We start from the raw sequence: 20,854 nt of genomic DNA on the forward strand, positions 1-20,854 counted from the left end.
TGCCATGATCCCGTGCCAGTAACGGGGACGGATGACTTCTTAACCATAAAAAAGGCGGCGGCCCCACTACCGGGGACCACCCGCCTTCGAAGGCAGGCTCCCCGGGAGGGACCACCCCATAGATGCGCGTGACCGGCCCCTTGGCTTCAGCCGAAGGGCGGGCTGACGGAGGTCGTCCCTTATGGAGGTTTTTTGTGGTGTACGCAAAACTTTGGCATCGGGCAGGCCTGGTAGGGCTGATGCTGCTGTCGGGCTGCACCGCCTGGTTGCCGCCGTGGGAGCAGGCCAAGCCCGCCCCCCAGAAGATCGCGGTCACCCGACCGGCCCCAACCCGTGCCAAGGCCCCGGCGGCCCCCGCCACCGGGACGGGTGACACCGCCCGCGTGGCGGCCGCCCGCCGCACCCCCTCCTCCCCCACCCCGTCCCAGACGACACCGGCGGCGGCCAGCGCCGGCGCCATGGCGTCGTCCGATATCGACCTGGTGGGTATGGACGAATCCCAGTTACAGGCCCTGATGGGTCCCCCCTCCTCGCAGCAGGACTTGTCCCCGGGGAAGGAATGGCTTTACCGCCACGGGACTTGCACCGTCGACCTGACACTGTACCCCGACATCAAGACGCAGGCTTACCGCGTCCTAAGCTATGAGGTGACAAGTGACAATGACACCGTCGACCGCAAACGCTACTGCCTGGCCGACCTCCGGTCCGTGGCTCAAGCCAAATGACGTCCTGCCGGCCGTGCCGGCCCGCGTGGTCCTTGTCGACGATGACGAGGCGTTTCGCGAGGCGGCCACGGGCGAACTGGAGGACCTGGGCTTCACCGTCACCGGCTTCGCCGACGCGAAGTCGCTGATCAACTACCTGACCAGCCCCGACGGTTCGGGCCTGGATGACGGCGCCGCCGACATTCTGGTCATCGACTGGTGCCTGGAGCGCACGCTGGGCATTGACCTGCTGCCCGACCTGCGGCGACGCGGCTGCCGCATCCCGGTCATCTTCCTGACCGGCATGTCCATGCCCGCCAACGAGACGCTGGCCCTGGACCGCGGCGCCGTTGATTTCATCGACAAGACCCGCGGCATGTCTGTTCTGGCCCGCCGCATCCGCCTGATTTTGCAGCCGCCCGCGGCGGCCGTTCCTACCCCTGCGGCTAAGTCGGGGGATGAGATCGTCTGCGGCAAGCTTACCCTTAAGCCTAAGGTCAACCGAGCCTTTTGGCAGGGTCGCGACGTGATGCTTACGGTTACCGAATTTAGTATCGTCGAGTTCATGGTGGCCAATTTGGGCGAGCACGTCACCTACCGGGCCATTTACGACCGCGTGCATTGGAGCGGGTTCGTCGCCGGCAGCGGCGAGGATGGCTTCCGGACCAACGTGCGCTCGTCGATCAAGCGGATCCGGAGCAAGTTCAATGCTATCGATCGTGGCTTTGCGGAAATTGAGAATTTCGCGGCCTTCGGCTACCGATGGCGTGACCCGGCAACCGTCGATGCCGCGGCGTCTGAGGTGGGCCGCCCGCAGGATATCCGGATCACTCACGGTTAGACTGGGCTTCCTGCTCGTCATCTTCGCCGCCCTTCCCTTCATCCTTTATGGCCAATTCGAAACGGCGGACCGCAAGGAAAGGGAGATTGTCACCAAGAACCTGCGGTACAGCAGCTGGCTCATCGCCCAGGCGTTGAAGCCGCTGCTGAACCGCGAAAGCGGTCCGCCCACCGCGTCCTTGAACGAGGAGCTGGCGAAATATGGCGGCGACGGCACCAACCTGAAACTGATGTTCCAGCCCAAGGGTGGAGCCGCCGGCCAGGACGGCGGCTTCTACTTTTTGGCTTCGGCCCCCAAGGTCGGCGCGGCCGACCTGGGCGCCATCCTGGACAACCTTCAACGCCATGGCATCGTCTCGCAGGTGGCGGAAAGCTGCACCTGGGACAAGCCGGTCGACATCCGCTACACCCAGCCCACGGGGCATGAGGAAATACTGACCTCCGTCGTGCCCATCCAGAGCCGCTGGGGCTGCTGGGTCCTGGTTTCTTCCCACGTCACATCGGAACTGCTGGCGACCGCCATCGGCCGCCCCTACTGGCAGACGCCACAGGTGCGGCTGTCGTTGATGCTGTACCTGGCCGTGGCCGTCATCGCCCTGCTGACCGCCCTGTCCGTGCGCCGCCACATCCGCCATTTCCGCCACGTCGCCCGCGAAATCCGGCAGGGCCGGGTGGCGGGCAACACCTTCGCCAGCCGCAACGCCATCCCCGAGCTGGACAGCGTGGCCCGCGACTTCGACGGCTTGGTGCACGACCTGCACCATGTGGCCGGCGTTATCCGCCAGACGGCGGAGGACAACGCCCATTCCTTCAAGGGCCCGGTCGCCACCATTCAGGCCTGCCTGGAGCCGCTGAAGCGCCTGATCCCGGCGGAGCACGCCCGGGGCAAGCGCGCCGCCGAATTGATCGAGCTGTCGCTGGACCGGCTGAAGGCGCTGATCTCCGCCTCGCAATGCCTGGATAACACCATGGCGGACATGATCGAATCCCCGCGCGAGGCGGTGGACCTGACCCAGATCGTCGCCGACATCCTGAAAAGCTATCGCGAGGTGCTGGTGGCGCGGCAAATCCGCCTCAGCCGCCAGCTGCCCCCCGACGTGCTGGTCCGCGCCGGCAAGGTCGCCCTGGCCGTGGTGGTGGAGAACATCCTGGACAACGCCGTAAGCTTCACCCCCGACGCGGGCGCCATCGCCGTGCGCCTGCAGGAGGAGGACGGCGTCATCAACCTCACCATTGAGGACAGCGGCCCCGGCATCGACCCGGACAAGATCGACAACATCTTCGACCGCTATTTCTCCCTGCGCCCGCCCGACCATGCCCGCCGCGACGCCAAGGCGGGATCGCCCGGCCACGCCGGCCTGGGCCTGTGGATCGTGAAGCGCAATGTCGAGGCGCTGGGCGGCACGGTCACCGCCACTAACCGCATCGGTGGCGGCCTGAAGGTCCACATCGTCCTGCCGTCCGTGACGTGAAGCCCTTCAGCACAACTTTCAAGGGAAAAATTCTTGGGGTGGTTGCCACTCTCTATTATAGTGTCGAGCGCCGCCTTGTCTCTCTTTAGTTGCATTTGCGTGACAACCACGCTCCGGGCGGCGTCCGACACGGGAGGGACGTATCGCCATGAGCACGAACCCCAACATCCTGCTGGTCACCACCGACCAGTATCGCTTTCCGCGCTTCTCTTACGGACCTGAAGGCGGCTTCGCTGAAGCGCTGAAGCAGATCCTTGGATTCCAGGGCACCGTGGATGCCCACAATCCCTATGCCCCCTTCTTCCCCGGCCTGTTGCGCCTCCGCCATAACGCCGTCGTGCTGCGCAACCACACCATCGCCGCCAGCGCCTGCACCCCCAGCCGCGCCACGATCTATACCGGCCAGTACGGCACCCGCACCGGCGTGACGCAAACCGACGGCTTGTTCAAGAACGGTGACGCCGCCAACTTCCCGTGGCTGGCGCCGGATGGTATTCCCACCCTGGGCAGCTGGATGCGGGCCGCCGGCTACAGCACCCATTATTTCGGCAAGTGGCACGTCAGCAACCCGCCGGACCACAGCCTGCAGGCCTATGGCTTCGATGATTGGGAAGAATCCTACCCCGAGCCGCACGGCGCCTCGCCCAACAACCTGGGCCTGTACCGCGACATCGGCTTCGCCGACAGTGTCTGCACCTTCCTGCGGCGCAAGGCCCTGGGGCTGAACTATGACCGCGCCGCCGCCGTCAAGAGCGACAAGGCGCCCGACGCGACGCCACCGGACCTGTCCAAGGCGCGCCCCTGGTTCGCCGTCGCGTCCTTCGCCAACCCCCATGACATCGCGACATACCCGGCGGTGATCGCCCAGGCCCTACCGTCCGACACCGGCACGCCCGTCACCCTGCCCAATGGCCTGACGGTGGGTGCCACCCAGTCTGTCTTCGGCCCCTTGACTGTGCCCCTGCAGGGCGACCGCACGCCCCCGCCCACCGGCGGCACCCTGAAGGTCGCCCTGAACCCCCTGGGCTTCCCACAAGCCTGCGCCCACAATCCGCCCACGCTGGATGAGGATTTGTCGGCCAAGCCGTCCTGCCAGTATGACTATGCTTACAAGATGGGCCTGGCCCTCTCGGCCAAGGTGGGCACGGGCGCGGGCGGCGCCGTGCCGACGGACAAGATGGACGCGGCCGTGGCGGTCACGCTGAAAAGCTGCATCCCCTTCCAGCTGGCCGACAACCCCACGACCTCGGCCCGGGATTTCATCCAGCTGTATGCCTATCTGCACGCCGTGGTGGATGCGCAGATCGACCGCGTGCTGCGCACGCTGGAGGAATCGGGCCTGGCGGAAAACACCATCGTCGTCTTCCTGGCCGACCACGGCGAATATGCCGCCGCCCACGGCATGATGATCGAGAAATGGCACACCGCCTATCAGGAGGCGTTGCACGTTCCCGTCGTGGTGCAGTTTCCGCCGTCCACATATCGCGTGCCGGGTGGCCTGCGGCAGTTGGACCAGGTGACCAGCCATATCGACATCCTGCCCACCATCCTGGGCCTGGCCGGGGCGGACCAGGATGAGGCCGCCCGGCAGCTGGCGGCGGTCCGCGGGCCTGTCCCACCCCTGCCCGGCGCCGACCTCGCCCCCTTGATCCGCGGGGAAACCGATGTGGTGACGGAACCCAACGGCCTGCCGCGCCGGGGCGTGCTGTTCATCACCGACGATGAGATCACCAAGCCGCTGCCGCCCATCGGCGATCCGCACGAGACGGCCTCCTACGCCCAGTTCGCCGTGTTCGACGCCACGGTGGCCGCCGTGCGCGAAGGGTCTCACGGCAAAGGTCCCGTGCCGGGCCTGACACCGGGGCCGGTGCGGCAGCCCAATCATGTCCGCTGCGTGCGCACCCCGGACTTCAAGCTGTCCCGCTATCACGATCCGGACGGGCGCATGCCCCAGGAATGGGAAATGTACGACCTGCGGCACGACCCGAACGAGAGCGTCAACCTGGTGCAGGTGAGGGCGTCGCCGCCCACCGCACGCCATGACCTGCCCGGCTGGACCACCCGCGCCGCCGTGCAGGCGGAGGCCGACAGCCTGGCCGAGCTGCTCGCCCGGCTGGAGGCGCGGGACCTGCCGCCCCTGGCGCCCTGATCCCCCACAACATCGCCCATAACGTGCAACGCCGCCCCCAAACGGGCGGCGTTGCCGCATCTGTGCCAGCGTGACGCACCCGCCCTTGAAAGCGAGCACCACCGTCCTACCCTTCCTAGGCGTAAAGGCGGTATCCGGATGCGCCTGGTGGTCCTGGTTCTCCTTGAGAATCCCCCGGCCACGGCTTGGTCACTGGCCCCAGTTCAGCCTGCCCCGTAGCGTCATCTGCAAAGGTTCCCACCCTGAAGCGGAGCGGTCATAAAATGCATGACGTGACGGAGCGCGTGTCCACCCGAGCCCTGCGGACCACGCAAATCCATCCGGTTCTTCTGTCCGGCGGCGCCGGCACCCGGCTGTGGCCCCTCTCCCGGGCGATCCATCCCAAGCAATTCCTGGCCCTGACCTCGGACCGGACCCTGTTGCAGGAGACGGCGGCGCGCAGCCTGGGTGACGCCGGCTTCGCCGACCCCGTTGTCATCTGCAACGAGGAACACCGGTTCATGATCCACGAGCAGCTGCACGGCATGGGGATCGAACCGCAGACCATCATCCTGGAGAGCGCCGCCCGCAACACGGCGCCCGCCATCGCCGCCGTCGCCCTATGGCTGATGGACCGCGATCCCGACGCCCTGATGCTGGCTCAGCCCTGTGACCATCTGATCGGCTCGCTACCCGACTTCTACCTGGCTGTGGCCAAGGGCGTGCCGGCGGCGCAGGCCGGCCACCTGGTCACCTTCGGTGTCGTGCCCGACAAGCCGGAGACGGGCTACGGCTACATCCGCACCGGCGCCCCGCTGGCGGGCGTGGATGGCGTGCGCGCCGTCGAGCATTTCGCCGAGAAGCCCAACGCGGAGACGGCGGAGCGCTATCTCGCCAGCGGCAACTACCTGTGGAACAGCGGCATCTTCCTGATGTCGGCCCGCCAGTACATCGCCGAGCTGGAGCGCCTGCAGCCGGACATGGTGACCGCCGTGCGCGAGGCCATTGCCGCCGGCAAGGAGGACAATGGCTTCTTCCGCCTGGATGAGGCCTGCTTCACTGCCGCCGCGTCCCTGTCCATCGACCACGCGGTCATGGAGCACACCGACAAGGCCGCCGTCATCCCGGTGGAAATGGCCTGGTGCGACGTCGGGTCCTGGCGATCCCTGTGGGATGTCAGCCACAAGGACGATGCCGGCAATGTCGAGCAGGGCGACGTCATCCTGCAGGACGTGAAGAACAGCTACGTCCACTCCGACGGCCGCCTGGTGGCCGCCATCGGCGTGGAGGATCTGGTGATTGTCGCCACGGACGACGCCGTGCTGGTGGCCGACGCCGCCCACGCCAAGAACGTGGGCAAGGTGGTGGAGCAGCTGCGCCGCCGCAACCGGTCGGAGGAAACCCACCACACCACGGTCTACCGGCCGTGGGGCTATTACCGCGCCGTGGACATCGGCTACCGCTTCCAGGTCAAGCGCATCATGGTGAAGCCGGGTGCACGCCTCAGCCTGCAGAAGCACCACCACCGCGCGGAACATTGGATCGTCGTCCAGGGCACCGCGCTGGTGCAGCGCGACGGCGAAAACCGGCTGGTGCGGGAGAACGAGTCCGTTCACATCCCCATCGGCATGGAGCACCGCCTGGAGAACCCCGGCAAACTGCCCCTGCACCTGATTGAAGTGCAATCTGGCGCCTATCTGGGCGAAGACGACATCGTGCGTCTGTCCGATACCTACGGCCGCGCGTGAGCGCGGCCCCATTTTCCGGGACCCAACCCGGGAGAGGGAGCCAATTGACGCGGAAACGGGCGGGGAACGGGGGGCAACCCGTTTTAAACCAAGACGCGGTCCCGCAAGGGCAACGCGCCAAGCCCGAGGTCAAATCCGATGCCTGAATACCATCGACGCCATGCCATCCCGTCGTTCGGGAGGGTGATGTACGATCGCCCTCTCGCCCGGCTTCACCCGGCCGCGGAGACGACGGAAGCCGGCGGCCTGAAACGGCGCTTGTTGCTGGCCGCCGCCGGGCTGGCGCTGACCGGCGGTCTGGCCGCCGTCCCGGCCAACGCCCAGACGGAAACGTCGCCGGACGACACGGTGGCCACCCGGCAGCACCCCGAATTCGATCCGCCGGGCATCCGGATGGGTGGCTTCATCCTCTATCCCAGCGTCACGCTGGACGAGGTCTTCGACAGCAACATCTATGCGACGCAGGGGCATGACACCAGCGACCTGATCACGGTGCTGCAGCCCAAGCTGGAGTTGAAGTCCAACTGGAACGTGCACCAGCTGAACCTGCATGCCAGCGGCGACATCGACTGGTACGCCCAGCACAGCCGCGAGAACTACGCCAACTATGACATCGGGGCGGACGGCCGGCTAGAGGTCTACCACGATGCATGGATCGCCGGCGGCGCCGACTACAGCCTGTGGCACCTTCCCCGCACCTCGCCCAATAACATCGTCGGCCAGGCCGACCCGACCGAATACAACCAGGCCTCGGCCAACGTGGTCGGGCACAAGGAATTCGGCAACCTGTTCGTCGAGCTGGGCGACAGCTACAACCGCTACGACTTCGCCAACGCCCAGACCTTCGACGGCCGCACCATCCTGTGGGAACGCCAGAACCATGATGAGAACGAGGTCAGCGTCCGCACCGGCTACACCATCCAAGGCCTGTATGAGCTGTATGTGAAGGGCGCCTACAATACCCGCAGCTACGACAGCACATCGGACATGAGCGGGTTCAACCGCAATTCCAACGGCTACACCGTCCTGGTCGGCGGCAAGTACAACCTGACGGGCATCACCTCCATCGACCTGTTCGCCGGATATCGGTCACAGGATTATGACGATGTCCGCCTGGGCACCTTCTCCGCCCCCACCGGCGGCGCCAAGGTCACCTGGAACGTGACGCCGCTGACGACCGTGACCGGCGAGATCACCCGCGACATCGATGAAACCATCGTCGTCGGGGCGGCCGGCTATTTCGCCACCAAGGAAACCGTGGCCGCCGATCATGAATTGCTGCGTAACCTCATCCTTCACCTGCAGCTAAGCCATGAGGCTGACGATTTTCAAAATATAGGCCGAACAGATGATGTCTATGGCGTTGGTCTTGGCGCGAAATACATGATGAACCAAATGACCGCCATCAACGTCCGCTACAATTACCAAATCCGGTCGTCTAATGGCACCGGAATCGGGTACGCCGACCACAACATTTTGGTTGGCTTAACCCTTCATCTGTAAGGGAATACTGGCTGTATCCATCGTGATCACAGCGCAGGCGGGGGCGGCCCCCGTTTGATCACAACCGCCGCCCCCCACTTTTGATAAAACTATCGTGTGAGCCCCACGAAAAACGGGCCGTCACCACCAGACCCACAAACGAGACCCCGGCGCCTAGGCGGCCGGGCTGCCTCCGATCAAGCAGAAGGTGCCGGAATGCTGCCTTCCCGCCTCCCCCGCAAATCCTCGTCCCGGCTGGCCGTCCTGGCCGTCGTGGCCGGGGCCCTAGCGCTTCCCTACGCGGCTTACGCCCAGAACGCCGGTCAGCCGCCGGCGCCCAACGCCACCGCTGGGGGTGCCGTCGCCAGCAACGACCCGGCATCCCAGCCCGGCGCGCCCGCCGGCCCCAGCGTGGGGGGTGGCGTCGCCGCCGCCGACTATCAGCTGGGCCCGGGCGACCGGGTGCGCATCACCGTGTTCGGCCAGCAGGATCTGTCCGGCGAATACGCCGTCGATGGCACCGGCACCCTGTCCTTCCCCCTGGTGGGCCAGGTGCACGCCGGCTCGCTGACGGCGGGCCAGTTGGGCAAGGCGCTGGAAGGCAGCCTGTCGCCCAACTACATCAAGAACCCCCACGTGAGCGTGGAAGTGCTGAGCTACCGGCCCTTCTACATCCTGGGCGAGGTCAAGACCCCCGGCAGCTACGCCTACGTCTCCGGCATGACGGTCCTGAACGCCGTCGCGCTGGCCGGCGGGTTCACCTACCGCGCCCGTGACGACGACTTCCGTCTGCAGCGCACCGCCAAGGACGGCAGCAAAACCCAGGTCGACGCCGAACCGACGACGCCGGTCCAACCCGGCGACGTCATCACAGTCCGGGAGCGCTATTTCTGATGACTTTGCCCGAGCAGCCCCGCGCCCTGGGTGGTGGTCCCATCCTCCCCCGGCGCCTCACCGCCGCCCCGCCGGCCCCCCGCCCCGTCTACATGCCCCCGCCGCAGCAACAGCAGCGGGACGTGCTGGACACCTACCGCAAGATCTGGGCGCACCGGCGCCTGGTGCTGGCCTGCACCGTCGGCACGGCCCTGCTGGCCGGCATCGTCGGCTGGAGCATGCCATCGCGCTACACCTCGGAATCCCGGGTGCTGGTGGGCGTGCCCCAGCCCTCGCTGGAAGGCATCGGCCCCACCATGGCGTCCATGACCTTCAACGCCGAGCGGGTGCAGAGCGAGGGGCTGGTGGCCCAGTCGCGCGAACTGGCCCAGAAGGTGGTCGACCGGCTGCACCTGAACGACGATCCGGAGTTCAATCCGGACGCCAAGACAGCGGCGCCGCAGATCCCCGCCTGGGCCCGGCTGGTGCCCACCAGCGTGGCGGAATGGCTGACCAAGCCGAAGGCCAAGCCGCCGGAAACGCCGGAACAGCAGGCCCGCACGGCCGCTATAATCAACAACCGCACGGTCGACATCCTGTTGTCCAAGCTGGACATCGCCACGGTCGGCCGTTCGGACGTCCTGAAGATATCCGCCACCACCCGCGATCCGGAAACCGCCTCGCTGGTCGCCAACGCCGTCGCCGACGCCTATCTGGCGGAACAGCGCGACGTGAAGGTCGGCACTGCCAGCCGGGTCGAGGAGTACATGGAGGGCCGCATTGCCGACCTGCGCAAACAGGTCGAGGACAGCGAGAAGGCGATCGAGGACTACCGCAAGCAATACGGCCTGTATGATCAGCAGAACGGCACCGGCATCATGGGCCAGCGCCTGACGGAGCTGAACACCCAGCTGATCACCGCCCAGACCGCCAAGGCCGACGCCGAGGCGCACCTGAGCGACGCCCAGAACCTGATGCGCCAGGGCATCACCGGCGACAGCGTGCCGGAAGTGTTGAACAACCCGCTGATCCAGTCGCTGAAGCAGCAGCAGGCCGCCGCCGAGCAGCGCCTGGCGCAGCTGTCCGCCACCTACGGCGACAAGCATCCGCAGGTCACCGACGCCAAGGCGCAGATCGCCGACGCCCAGCGCAAGATCAAGGCGGAGATGCAGGGCATCATCAACGGCCTGCAGAACGTGGCCCGCACGGCCAACGCCCGCTACCAGGCCGTGCTGCGCGACTTCAACGAGGCCAAGGGCTCCCTGGGCTCAGACAACCAGAACGCCATCCACCTGGAGGCGATGGAGCGCGACGCCGCCGTCAACCGGCACCTGCTGGAAACCATGCTGACGGAGGAGAAGCGCCTGATCGGCCGCCAGCAGCTGGAGGCGCCCGACGCCCGCGTCATCTCCCGCGCCACCCCGCCGGTGTCCGCCAGCTATCCGCCCAAGGCCCTGATCCTGCTGCTGGGCACCCTGGTTGGCGCCGTGGCCGGCATGCTGATCGCGCTGCTGATGGAGGAGGCCGACCAGACCTTCCGCCAGAGCAGCCAGATCGAAAGCGCCACGGGCATCCCGGTCGTGGCCCTGGTGCCGGAGGTGAAGGGCAAGTCGCCCACCGCCCAGGTGCTGCGCGAGCCGGTGTCCCCCTTCGCCGAAACCCTGCGCAAAATCCACATCGCGCTGGAATTGTCGGAGATGGAGTACAGCCCCCGCACGGTGCTGCTGTCCTCCGCCGCGCCCGGCGAAGGCAAGAGCGTCATCATCGCCGCCCTGGGCCGCCTGCTGGCCAGCCACGGCCGGCGCATCCTGATCGTGGATTGCGACTGGCGCTCACCCTCGCAGCACAAGCTGTTCAACGTGTCGAACAAGCACGGCCTGGCTTCGCTGCTGACCGATGACAGTGTGGTGCTGGACGACTGCATCCATCACGACACCCTGTCGGGGCTGGAGCTGATCACCGCCGGCCACTGGACGTCCAAGGACACCCGCATGCTGACGTCCGACCGGATGCGGGTTCTGCTGCAGACCTTCGCCAAGAACTATGACCTGGTGCTGATCGACACGGCGCCGGTGCTGGTGGGGGCCGAGGTGCTGGCCATGTCGCGGATGGTGGACAAGGTGCTGTTCACCGTGCGCTGGGACCATACGCGCCGCAACGCCGCTCTGCAGGCCCTGCGCCAGCTGGTGGAGGTGCAGTGCGACCTGACCGGCGTGATCATGTCCCGGGTCGATCCGCGCCGCTACCGCCAGTACGGCTACGGCCCGCTGAACTATGACTACGCCCGCCCCCTGGCCGATCACTTCGGCTGATCCACACTTGAGGACAGCGCCATGGAGCGAGAGGCCCTGCGTGACTTGCCGCCAGAGGGGGTGAAGGGGATAGATCTTCCTCCTTCCTCCGTCCCCTCCCCCCAGGCGGCCCTTTTGACCCGCGCCTATTCGCCGGAACTTATCGGCTCTGCCCCGCAGTGCGCCGATCTGGCGGAATGGCTGACCCGGCTGGGCTGCGAGACCACGGTGTTCACGGGCCTACCCTATTATCCGGGCAACGAAGTCTTCACCCAGTACAAGGACTTCAAGGGCGGTCACGAGGTGCTGAACGGGGTGCGGGTCGAACGCCTGCGGGCCATGATCCCCCGCAAGGGGTCAGCCAAGGCGCGCATCCTGGCCGAGGCCAGCTTCCTGCTGGCGGGGCTGTGGGCCCGGGCCTCGGGCCGGCTCAAGCCCAAGCCCCTGGTCATCAGCCTCTGTCCTTCCATCCTTACCGTCGCGCTGGGCTGCCTGGTCCGCCAGCGCGACGGCCGGCACGTTGCCATCATCCATGACATCCAGTCCGGCATGGCCCAGGGGTTGAACATGGTGTCCAGCGGCGGCCTGGTGAAGGCGATGCGCTGGTGCGAGCGCACCGTGCTGAACCGGGTGGACCTGATCGTCGTGCTGACAGACCACATGGCCGAGCAACTGCGGGACCTAGGCGTGACGCAGGACATCGAGGTCGTGCCCATCTGGGTCGACACCGACCGCCTATATCCCGACACGCCCAAGGTGCCGGCCAACGATGGACCGGCCATCATCCCGGCGCCCAAGATCGCCGCGCGGCTGCTGTACAGCGGCAACTTCGGCCTGAAGCAGGGCCTGGGCCAGGTCCTGTCCATGGCGGAGGAGTTGCAGCGCCAGACCGACGACGTGGAGATCATCCTGCGGGGCAGCGGCGCCATGCGCGCCACCCTGGAGGAGGAGATCGCCGCCCGCGCGCTGCGCCGGGTCCGCGTCACCGGCCTGCTTCCCCCCGACCAGCTGCGCCAGGGCCTGACCGAGGGCGACATCCACCTGGTACCGCAGGAGCCGGAGGCCGCCGCCTTCGCCATCCCATCCAAGATCTTCAACATCATGGCGGTGGGCCGCCCCTTCGTCACCACGGCCAACCCGCACAGCCCCTTGTGGCACCTGCGGGAACGCAGCGGCGCCTTCATCTGCGTGCCACCCCATGACACCGCGGCCTTCACCGAGGCCGTGCTGCGCCTGGTGCGGGATGCGGGCCTGCGCCGGGAACTGGGGGCCCGGGGCCGGCGTTTCGTGGAACAGCATTATTCCCGGTCCCACGTCCTGGGGGGATTGGTCCGGCGACTGGATGCGCTCTATGCCAAGTAAGTCACCAGCGGGGGCCCAGGCCAAACCCCTGGCCGACGGCCCCCGCTCCTTCGTCATCTTCGAGCCGGACGCGGAGGGCCACCCCTGCGAATGGCTGAAGCACCTGATGCACTTCGCCGCCGCGGACAAGCGGGACTACCGCGTCACCTTCGTCGTGGCGCGCGAACTGTATGACGAGCTGGCGGCCGATGGCGCCGCCAGTCGCCACGACCGCGTGCAGGTCCTGGCGCTGGAACCGTCGGAGCAGGCGCTGTGCCGCCACCCCCTGCTGCCGGTGCGCGGCTTCGCCCGCTGGTGGGTCATGCGCCGCTATCTGGAGCGCACGGGGTCCGAAGCCGGGCACTTCCTGTCGCTGGACCATTTGACCCTGCCCCTGGCGCTGTCGCTGGGCGCGCGGGGCCGCCGCCTGTGCGGCATCCTGTTCCGCCCGTCCGTCCACTACCGCGCCCTGGGCAGCTATGAGCCCAGCCTGAAGGAGTGGCTGCGCGACGCGCGCAAGGCCCTGCTCTACCCCCTCATGCTGCGCAATTCCGCAGTCCACCGCGTCCTGACGCTGGACCCGTACTTCCCGACCTACGCCCACGACCACTACGGCCAGGGGGGGAAGGTGCGCACCGTGGTCGACCCCGTCCATCCCTTCGTGAACGAGACGGCAGAGGAACGGACGCTGGCCGACAGCATGCCCACCGATCGCGTCACCTTGCTGCTGTTCGGATTCTTAAGCGAGCGCAAGGGCGTGCTGTCCCTGCTTGACGCGCTGTGCCAGCTACCGGCGGAAGCGGCGGCCAAGGTGGGCGTCATGATCGCCGGCAAGGTGGATCCCGCCTTGCGCGACCGGGTGTATGCCGCCCTGAAAAAGGTGATCCAGGAACAGCCCGAGCTGTGGATTCACCTGGAGGACCGCCGCCTGACCAGCGGTGAGATCAACGCCCTGATCAAGGAGGCGTCGGTCGTGCTGGCCCCCTACCAGCGCTTCGTGGGGTCCAGCGGCGTGTTGCTGTGGGCGGCGCAGGCGGGCAAGCCGGTGCTGACGCAGGATTTGGGCCTGCTGGGCTGCCTGGCCCGAACCCATAGGTTAGGTCTCGCGCTGGATACGACCGATAGCGAAGTTCTCTCCAAAGGAATAGAATATATATCGGAAAGCGACACCCGTAGCTATTTCGATCAAGAAGCGGCAGCCAACTATATCCGCCATCAGAGTCCGCAGAACTTCGCTTCCGAAATATTTTCCAGCCTCATGGGCACTCCCTGATCGGAGTATATCCGGGATCATTTGCCGCAAGTGCGAACAGGTCCCAGCTTGGTCACAGGACTTCTTGATTCAGGCGTGGCCTGATTTAGGCGAACTCGGCTGTTGATCAGCCACCCTTGGCCAGACCGTCGCACCTGCGTGGGCGGCCGTGGCCACCGGTCGCCGCATTCAGGAACCCAACCCATGCCCCCAGCCCTGTCCGAAGCCCTTTCCACCCCCCTCGTCACGCTGCGGGAGACCCAGGCGGTAGCCGTTCCCGCGGCCGAGACCCACCGCCTGCGCAATGGCCGCCCCCTGGCGCCGCAGGTAATCACCGGCACCGTCGCCGCCATCGACGCCCTGGCCATCCTTGCTACCGGCCTAGCCGCCTCCGCCCTCGCGGACGGCACCGTGGCCCGCCCCCTGTTCGGCCTGGTGCTGATCATCGGCCTGGCGCTGGGCATGTATGCCCTGCGCTGGACCGGCGCGCGGCAGCTGAACCGCCTGTACAAGCCGGCCGATGGACTGCTGCCCCTGGCCCTGGCCTGGGCTGCCACGGCCGGCAGCTTGGTCGCGCTGCTGTACCTGCTGGGCGCCTTCGACCCACCCATGACCAGCTGGCTGGCCATCTGGTCGCTGCTGGCGCTGGGGGCCCTGGTGGCGGGGCGCCTGGCGACCTGCCTGACCGTGGGTACCTGCCAGCGCGCCGGGCGCCTGACCCAGGCCGTGGCCATCGTCGGCACGGGGCCGGAGGGCCAGCGCCTGCTGCGCCGGTATCGCGCCAACCCGCGTGACGACCGCCACGTGGTGGGCGTCTATGACGACAACCGCGCCGGCCACGCGCGCTTCTGCGTCGGCTACCCCATCCGCGGCGGTTTGGACGACCTGCTGACCGAAATCCGCGAGGGCCGGGTGGACCGGGTGATCCTGGCCATGCCGCTGTCGGACGACAATCACGCCCTGGGCGCGGCCCTGGCCAAGCTGAGCCTGGCGCCGGTGGACGTGGGCATCAGCCTGGATCAGGTGGAAATCCACCGCCAAGCGGGCGGATGGCGCGAAGGTGCCGGCGATGAGCCGCCGGTGCTGGACCTGCTGAGCCACCCGCTGACCGGTTGGCGGGCCATTGCCAAGACGGTCGAGGACCGGGTGCTGGCCGCCATCATCCTGGTCATGATCTCGCCCATCATGCTGGCCATCGCCGTGGCCATCAAACTGGAGAGCAAGGGCCCCATCCTCTTCAAGCAGAAGCGCCACGGCTACAACAACCAGCTGATCGAGGTGTACAAGTTCCGCTCCATGTACCACCACATGGCGGATGCGAACGCCGAGAAGCTGGCGCAGCGCAACGACCCCCGCATCACCCGCCTGGGCCGCATCCTGCGCCGCACCAGCCTGGATGAGCTGCCGCAGTTCATCAACGTGCTGCGGGGCGAGATGTCCATCGTCGGCCCCCGCCCCCACGCCCAGTCGGCCAAGGCGGGCGGCCTGCTGTACCGCGACGCCGTCGCCCATTACGACAGCCGCCACCGCATGAAGCCCGGCATCACCGGCCTGGCCCAGGTCAGCGGCTGGCGGGGCGAGACCAGCACCGTGGAACACATCGTGAAGCGGGTGGAGCACGACCTCCGCTACATCGAGACCTGGACCGTGCTGGGCGACCTGAAAATCATCGCCCGCACCATCACCAGCAGCATCTTCACCAAGAACGCCTACTGACGCCAACGGCAAGAGGCTGTGCCTCTTGCCGTTGTAGGACGCGACTGCGGCCGCCGGAAGTTTCCGGGGAACGCGGTGGACTGGAAACTGAGGACAAGCCAAGCCGCCGGATGGCGGCGCCCGGCGCCTGAGGGTGCCGGCGGCAGACCACCACAGAAGGGACCGTAGCCCATGCGCTGCCTCTGGATCACGCTGGCCGACCCCGACCCGCCCCACAACGGACAGTTCATCTATTCCGGGGGGCTGATCGGCAGCCTGGCACAAGCGGGCGCCGACATGGCGGTGCTGGGGCTGAGCCGGCCGGACGGCAAGCGCGCCGATGGCGCGCGCGAGACGCCCGGCGCCGGCGCCATCGCCTGGCACCTGGCAGAGCATAAGCCCCGCTCGCGCTGGAGCAGCCTGCGGTCCCCCCTGCCCAACATCGCCCACCGCTGCGGCACGCCGGACATGCATGCCCGGCTGCGCCGCCTGCTGGCGACGGAATCGTGGGACAGTGTGGTGCTGGACGGCGTGGGGTCGGGGTGGGCGCTGGCGGACTTCCTGCGCCGCTACCCCGACCGCCACAACCGGCCCAAGCTGGTTTACGTGTCGCACAACCACGAGGAATCGTTGCGCGCCCAGCTGGCGCAAAACCAATCCAACCTGCTGAAGCACCAGGCGATGCGCTTCGACGCCGCCAAGGTGACGCATCTGGAACGCGCCATCGTGAAAGAGGCGGACCTGATCACCGCCATCACCCCCGACGACGCCGACCTTTATCGCGAGCGCTGGCCCGACAAGGCCATGGCCGTGGTGACCCCGGGTTATCGCGCGACGGAGCGTGAGAAGAAGCCCATCAGCCGCGACCTGCCCCGCCGCGCCGTCATCGTCGGCAGCTTCGACTGGATCGCCAAGCGCATGAACCTAGAAGAGTTCATCAGCGTGGCCGACGCCATCTTCGCCGCCAACGGCGTGGAGCTGGAGGTGGTGGGCAGCGGCGATGCCACCTTCCTGGCCAGCATGCGCAAGCGCGTCCTGGCCACCCGCTTCACCGGCACGGTGGACGACGTGCGCCGCCATATGGACGCGGCCCGCATCGCTCTGGTTCCGGAGCGCAACGGCGGCGGATTCAAGCTGAAGGTGCTGGACTATGTTTTCAACCGCCTGCCCATCCTGGCCCTGAAGGGCTCGGTGGCCGGCGTGCCGCTGGAGCAGGAGGAAAGCATCCTGCTGTACCCGGGGCATGAGGACCTGGCCATGGGCGTGGTCCAGTCCATCGACGATCTGGACCGCCTGAACAATCTGCAGGACGCGGCCTATCGCGCCTGCCGTGACAGCTTCCACTGGACCAGCAGGGGGCCGCAGTTGCTGACGGCCATCAACGCGGCATGACGACCTGGACAGAATGGGCGGGATATGGCGCCGTTCCCCAAGACAGCGCCGCGCAACGCCAGCCGCTGGGGGTGGTGGATTGGGTGCTGCTGGTGGGATTCCTGCTGGGCATCTACACCGGCTTCGCCATCCAGATCACCCCCAACGTCCCCTTTCCCGCCGCCATTTCCGGCATCACCGGGGTCATCCTGCTGTGGCGCCGGCGGCACCGCATCTCGCCCGCCGGCCTGGCCGCCTTCTTGGGCGTGACCTTGCTGCTGCTGGCATCCATCCTGTACGCGCCGGGGCTGGACCTCTTGTCCAAGCGCACCACCGGCCTGCTGCAGATGATCTATTCGCTGTCCATCTCCTACGCCCTGTTCCTGACGGTGGTGGAAGCGGGGCCGGCCGCCTTTTGCCGGCTGATGCTGGTCTTCATCCTGACCATCATCGTCGGCACCCTGCTGGAGACCTATGCCGGCCTGGCCGCCATCAGCGACGCCGTGCGACAGAAAATCTACACCTCCGGCGTCTATGACGCCGACATCCGGGACGAGCTGCTGTACGGCAAGGTGCGGCCCAAGCTGTTCACCTCGGAACCATCGGCCGTCACCTTCTCCTATACCTTGTTCTCGTTCTGCTGGCTGCTGACCAGCACCTGGAAATACAAGCGCTTCGGCTATCTCGCCATGATGGCGGCGGCCATGGTCGCCATGCCTGGACCCACCTTGCTGCTGATGCTGCTGCTGCTGGGCCTGCATGAGATGGTGCCCAAGGGGGAGGAGCACGCGCCCACCCTGCTGAGCGTGCGCCTCATCAAGATCGGCGCCATCGCCGCCCTGGCCCTGATCGCCTTCGCCGTCATCGCCAGCTCCGTCTATTCCGCCCGTCTGGATAATATCGCCAACGGCGATGACGAAAGCTTCTTCTACCGCGTCATCGGCCCCTTCCTGGTGACGGTGGAGGTGTTGAAGAACCACCCCATTCTGGGCATCGGCCTGACGGGCGAGCAGATGATCGCCGACAGCATCGCCACGGTCTTCCTGCGTTCGGGATCCTTCTCCCCGCTGTGGGCCATCCCGGATCCGCAGGAGGTGATGACCAATTACTTCTGGCTGCACTGGGTATACCTGGGCATCTGCGGCGGCGTGGTGCTGATACTGGCCATCACCGGCTGGCTGCGCAGCCTGGGCGTTCACGCCCTGGCCCTGTGCTGGCTGGGCTGGGCCATCCTGGGCCAGGCGTCCGGCGCCTATGTCAGCCCCAAGACCTGGACCGTGCTGATGCTGATCGCGGCCTGCAGCATCCTGCACGCCGAGGCCCACAAGCGTAAGACGGCGCCATCCGCGCCCATCCCGGCCCCGCCCCCGCCGCCCCGGCCCTATCCGCCGGGCACGCTGGTCGCCATCGGCGGCAACGGCCGGCCCCGACATCGTCCCTAGCCGGCGCATCTGGAAAAGATCGGCCCTTACACCATAGCCACCAAGCCCTGAGGCAGAGTGATGACCCTTGTGACCCAGTGGACGGCCCCTGATATCGGCGCATGGGCGCCGCAGCGATCCTGGAGCCTGGACGGGGGGGTGGACGCGCCCGGACCGGGCATGGCCCGCACCGACTGGGTCCTGCTGGTGGTGTTCCTGCTGGGCATCTACACCGGCTTTTCCATCCAGATCACGCCCAACGTGCCCTTCCCCGCCGCCATCGCCGGCATGGCCGGTGTCGTCCTGTTGTGGCGCCGGCGGCATCGCATCTCCCCCACCGGGCTGGCGGCCTTCCTGGGCGTGACCTTGCTGCTGCTGGCCTCCATCCTTTACGCGCCGGGCCTGGATTTGCTGTCCAAGCGCACCACGGGCCTGCTGCAGATGATGTATTCCCTGGTCATCTCCTACGCCCTGTTCCTGACGGTGGTCGAGGCGGGGGCGGCGGCGTTCTCGCGCCTGATGCTGGTATTCATCATCACCATCGTCATCGGCACCCTGCTGGAAAGCTATGCCGGCCTGAACCGCATCAGCGACGCGGTCCGCCTGGCGATCTATCACCAGGGCATCTACGAGTCCGACATCCGGGACGAGATGCTGTACGGCCGCGTGCGACCCAAGCTGTTCACGACAGAGCCATCGGCCGTCACCTTCGCCTACACCCTGTTCGCCTTTTCCTGGCTGCTGACCAGTGACTGGAAGTACAAGCGCCTGGGCTATCTGGCCATGACGGCCGCGGCCATGGTGGCCATGCCAGGCCCCACGCTGCTGCTGCTGGTGCTGCTGCTGGCGCTGCACGAGCTGGGCCCCAGCGACGACGCCAGCCAGTCCACCACCACCCGCATCCTGAAGCTGGCGGCGGTGGGCATCCTGGCCATAGCCGCCTTCGCCATCGTGGGCAGCACGGTCTACGCCAACCGCCTGCACGAGATCGCCTCTGGCAACGACGAGAGCTTTTTCTACCGCGTCATTGGGCCCTTCCTGGTGGCGGTGGACGTGGTGAAGCACCACCCCATCCTGGGCGTTGGCCTGACGGGGGAGCAGCTGGTCAGCGACAACATCGCCGACGTCTTCCTGCGCTCCGGCGCCTTCAGCCCGCTGTGGAACATCCCAGAGCCCAACGAGGTGCTGATCAACTACTTCTTCCTGCACTGGGTCTATCTGGGCCTGTGCGGCGGCATCGTCATGATCCTGGCCATCAGCGGCTGGCTGCGCGCCCTGGGCGTGCGCGCCGTGCTGATGTGCTGGCTGTCCTGGGCGGTGCTCGGCCAGGCGTCCGGCGCCTATGTCAGCCCCAAGACCTGGACCGTGCTGTTCCTGATCGGCGCCTGCAGCGTGCTGCACGCCCGGGCCAAGCGCGCGGCGGAGGCTCCCGTCCCCGCCCCGCTGGAGCCGCCCGTGATCCTGCCGGCTGCGGCCCTGCCGCCCGCCCCGCCCACCATCCCGCCCCTGGCGGCCCTGCACTGATTCGACCCGAAAGAGGGAGCACCGACCATGGACCTCTGGCCCGACGCCCCCTCCCCCACCGACCCCGACTCTCCCAGCGACGTGCCCACCAGCGTGGCTGCCGCAGCCCTGTCGCCGTTCGAGATTGCCGGCGGCGCCATAGACTTGGCCCCCAGCCCATCGGAACGGCGGGCTGCGGCCGCCATGATGCGGGCAGCCTATGCCCTGTCGGCCCAGGTAGGCGACCGGCGCCTCGCCATGACGCAGGAAACCGGGCTGTCGCTGGTCATATAGAGCTTGGGCCCCTTACACACATCCGACCCATCCGGTGAGCACGATCCATCGGCCGAACGCGTTGAGAACCCAGAACTGGCCGCCACAGCCCGTCACGCCAGCCGAAACCAGCGCGATATGCCACAATGGCATCGCTATGAAGTCGGCATGCATCAATGGGTGTGGCGCGCAATTTGGTTCATGGCCATCGTCAATATACATCCCGAAACAAAATTCATACCCTTCGCTTTCGCTGAATTTATGAATAATTGCCCTGGGGTATTTATTTCTCATTTCATCGAAAATCTCATCACTTGGATCCGATCTATTGATGGAGAAATAATATTCCCCCGTCATTTCCCTGCCCGTTGCGAGGTAATTCATGAGAGCCGCCAGCGCGGAACGCTCCGTATCTTCTCCATAAAATGACATCGGAGCGAACTTCAACATGAGGAAAAGG

The 20,854-nt window shown here is 66.8% G+C and carries 16 protein-coding genes; 15 read left to right on the plus strand and 1 reads right to left on the minus strand.

Going from position 1 to position 20,854, the window contains the following annotated elements; genetic code table 11:
• Nucleotides 1-197: 197 nt before the first annotated feature.
• The 15 genes from FBZ87_RS10445 (at nucleotide 198) to FBZ87_RS10515 (ending at nucleotide 20,415) form a co-directional block, all read left to right on the plus strand.
• Complete coding sequence (locus tag FBZ87_RS10445; protein WP_145610251.1) at nucleotides 198-725, plus strand: hypothetical protein; 528 nt, start codon at nucleotides 198-200, stop codon at nucleotides 723-725.
• Entirely contained in the window at nucleotides 661-1,545 is an 885-nt protein-coding gene (locus FBZ87_RS10450) for a response regulator transcription factor (protein ID WP_145610252.1), read from the plus strand. The genes FBZ87_RS10445 and FBZ87_RS10450 overlap by 65 nt, the downstream gene beginning before the upstream one ends.
• Complete coding sequence (locus tag FBZ87_RS10455; RefSeq protein WP_186454688.1) at nucleotides 1,490-3,016, plus strand: sensor histidine kinase; 1,527 nt, start codon at nucleotides 1,490-1,492, stop codon at nucleotides 3,014-3,016. The genes FBZ87_RS10450 and FBZ87_RS10455 overlap by 56 nt, the downstream gene beginning before the upstream one ends.
• A gap of 148 nt (nucleotides 3,017-3,164) precedes the next feature.
• Complete coding sequence (locus tag FBZ87_RS10460; RefSeq protein WP_145610254.1) at nucleotides 3,165-5,165, plus strand: sulfatase-like hydrolase/transferase; 2,001 nt, start codon at nucleotides 3,165-3,167, stop codon at nucleotides 5,163-5,165.
• Between the two features lie 263 nt (nucleotides 5,166-5,428).
• Complete coding sequence (locus tag FBZ87_RS10465) at nucleotides 5,429-6,892, plus strand: mannose-1-phosphate guanylyltransferase/mannose-6-phosphate isomerase (RefSeq protein WP_145610255.1); 1,464 nt, start codon at nucleotides 5,429-5,431, stop codon at nucleotides 6,890-6,892.
• A 186-nt stretch (nucleotides 6,893-7,078) separates the two neighbouring features.
• A complete protein-coding gene (locus FBZ87_RS10470) occupies nucleotides 7,079-8,395 on the plus strand; it encodes an outer membrane beta-barrel protein (RefSeq protein WP_186454689.1) in 1,317 nt (438 codons plus the stop codon).
• A gap of 195 nt (nucleotides 8,396-8,590) precedes the next feature.
• Entirely contained in the window at nucleotides 8,591-9,268 is a 678-nt protein-coding gene (locus tag FBZ87_RS10475; protein ID WP_145610257.1) for a polysaccharide biosynthesis/export family protein, read from the plus strand.
• Complete coding sequence (locus tag FBZ87_RS10480; RefSeq protein ID WP_145610258.1) at nucleotides 9,268-11,559, plus strand: GumC family protein; 2,292 nt, start codon at nucleotides 9,268-9,270, stop codon at nucleotides 11,557-11,559. The genes FBZ87_RS10475 and FBZ87_RS10480 overlap by 1 nt, the downstream gene beginning before the upstream one ends.
• Nucleotides 11,560-11,580: 21 nt before the next feature.
• Complete coding sequence (locus FBZ87_RS10485; RefSeq protein ID WP_145610259.1) at nucleotides 11,581-12,900, plus strand: glycosyltransferase; 1,320 nt, start codon at nucleotides 11,581-11,583, stop codon at nucleotides 12,898-12,900.
• Nucleotides 12,890-14,152, plus strand: a complete 1,263-nt coding sequence (locus FBZ87_RS10490) for a glycosyltransferase (protein ID WP_145610260.1) — start codon at nucleotides 12,890-12,892, stop codon at nucleotides 14,150-14,152. Before FBZ87_RS10485 ends, FBZ87_RS10490 begins: the two co-directional genes overlap by 11 nt.
• A gap of 183 nt (nucleotides 14,153-14,335) precedes the next feature.
• A complete protein-coding gene (locus tag FBZ87_RS10495) occupies nucleotides 14,336-15,847 on the plus strand; it encodes an undecaprenyl-phosphate glucose phosphotransferase (RefSeq protein WP_145610261.1) in 1,512 nt (503 codons plus the stop codon).
• A 171-nt stretch (nucleotides 15,848-16,018) separates the two neighbouring features.
• Nucleotides 16,019-17,218 carry a glycosyltransferase gene (locus tag FBZ87_RS10500; RefSeq protein ID WP_145610262.1) on the plus strand — a complete coding sequence of 400 codons (1,200 nt, stop codon included), beginning with the start codon at nucleotides 16,019-16,021 and terminating at the stop codon, nucleotides 17,216-17,218.
• Entirely contained in the window at nucleotides 17,215-18,639 is a 1,425-nt protein-coding gene (locus tag FBZ87_RS10505) for a hypothetical protein (protein WP_145610263.1), read from the plus strand. Before FBZ87_RS10500 ends, FBZ87_RS10505 begins: the two co-directional genes overlap by 4 nt.
• A gap of 60 nt (nucleotides 18,640-18,699) precedes the next feature.
• Nucleotides 18,700-20,142 carry a hypothetical protein gene (locus tag FBZ87_RS10510; protein WP_145610264.1) on the plus strand — a complete coding sequence of 481 codons (1,443 nt, stop codon included), beginning with the start codon at nucleotides 18,700-18,702 and terminating at the stop codon, nucleotides 20,140-20,142.
• Nucleotides 20,143-20,169: 27 nt separating this feature from the next.
• Nucleotides 20,170-20,415 carry a hypothetical protein gene (locus FBZ87_RS10515; protein WP_145610265.1) on the plus strand — a complete coding sequence of 82 codons (246 nt, stop codon included), beginning with the start codon at nucleotides 20,170-20,172 and terminating at the stop codon, nucleotides 20,413-20,415.
• Nucleotides 20,416-20,427: 12 nt separating this feature from the next.
• Here the strand turns inward: FBZ87_RS10515 and FBZ87_RS10520 are convergent, their stop codons facing one another.
• A complete protein-coding gene (locus tag FBZ87_RS10520) occupies nucleotides 20,428-20,844 on the minus strand; it encodes a hypothetical protein (protein WP_145610266.1) in 417 nt (138 codons plus the stop codon).
• Between the last annotated feature and the right edge of the window lie 10 nt (nucleotides 20,845-20,854).

This window comes from Nitrospirillum amazonense, assembly GCF_007828035.1.
In the GTDB taxonomy this organism is placed as follows: domain Bacteria; phylum Pseudomonadota; class Alphaproteobacteria; order Azospirillales; family Azospirillaceae; genus Nitrospirillum; species Nitrospirillum amazonense.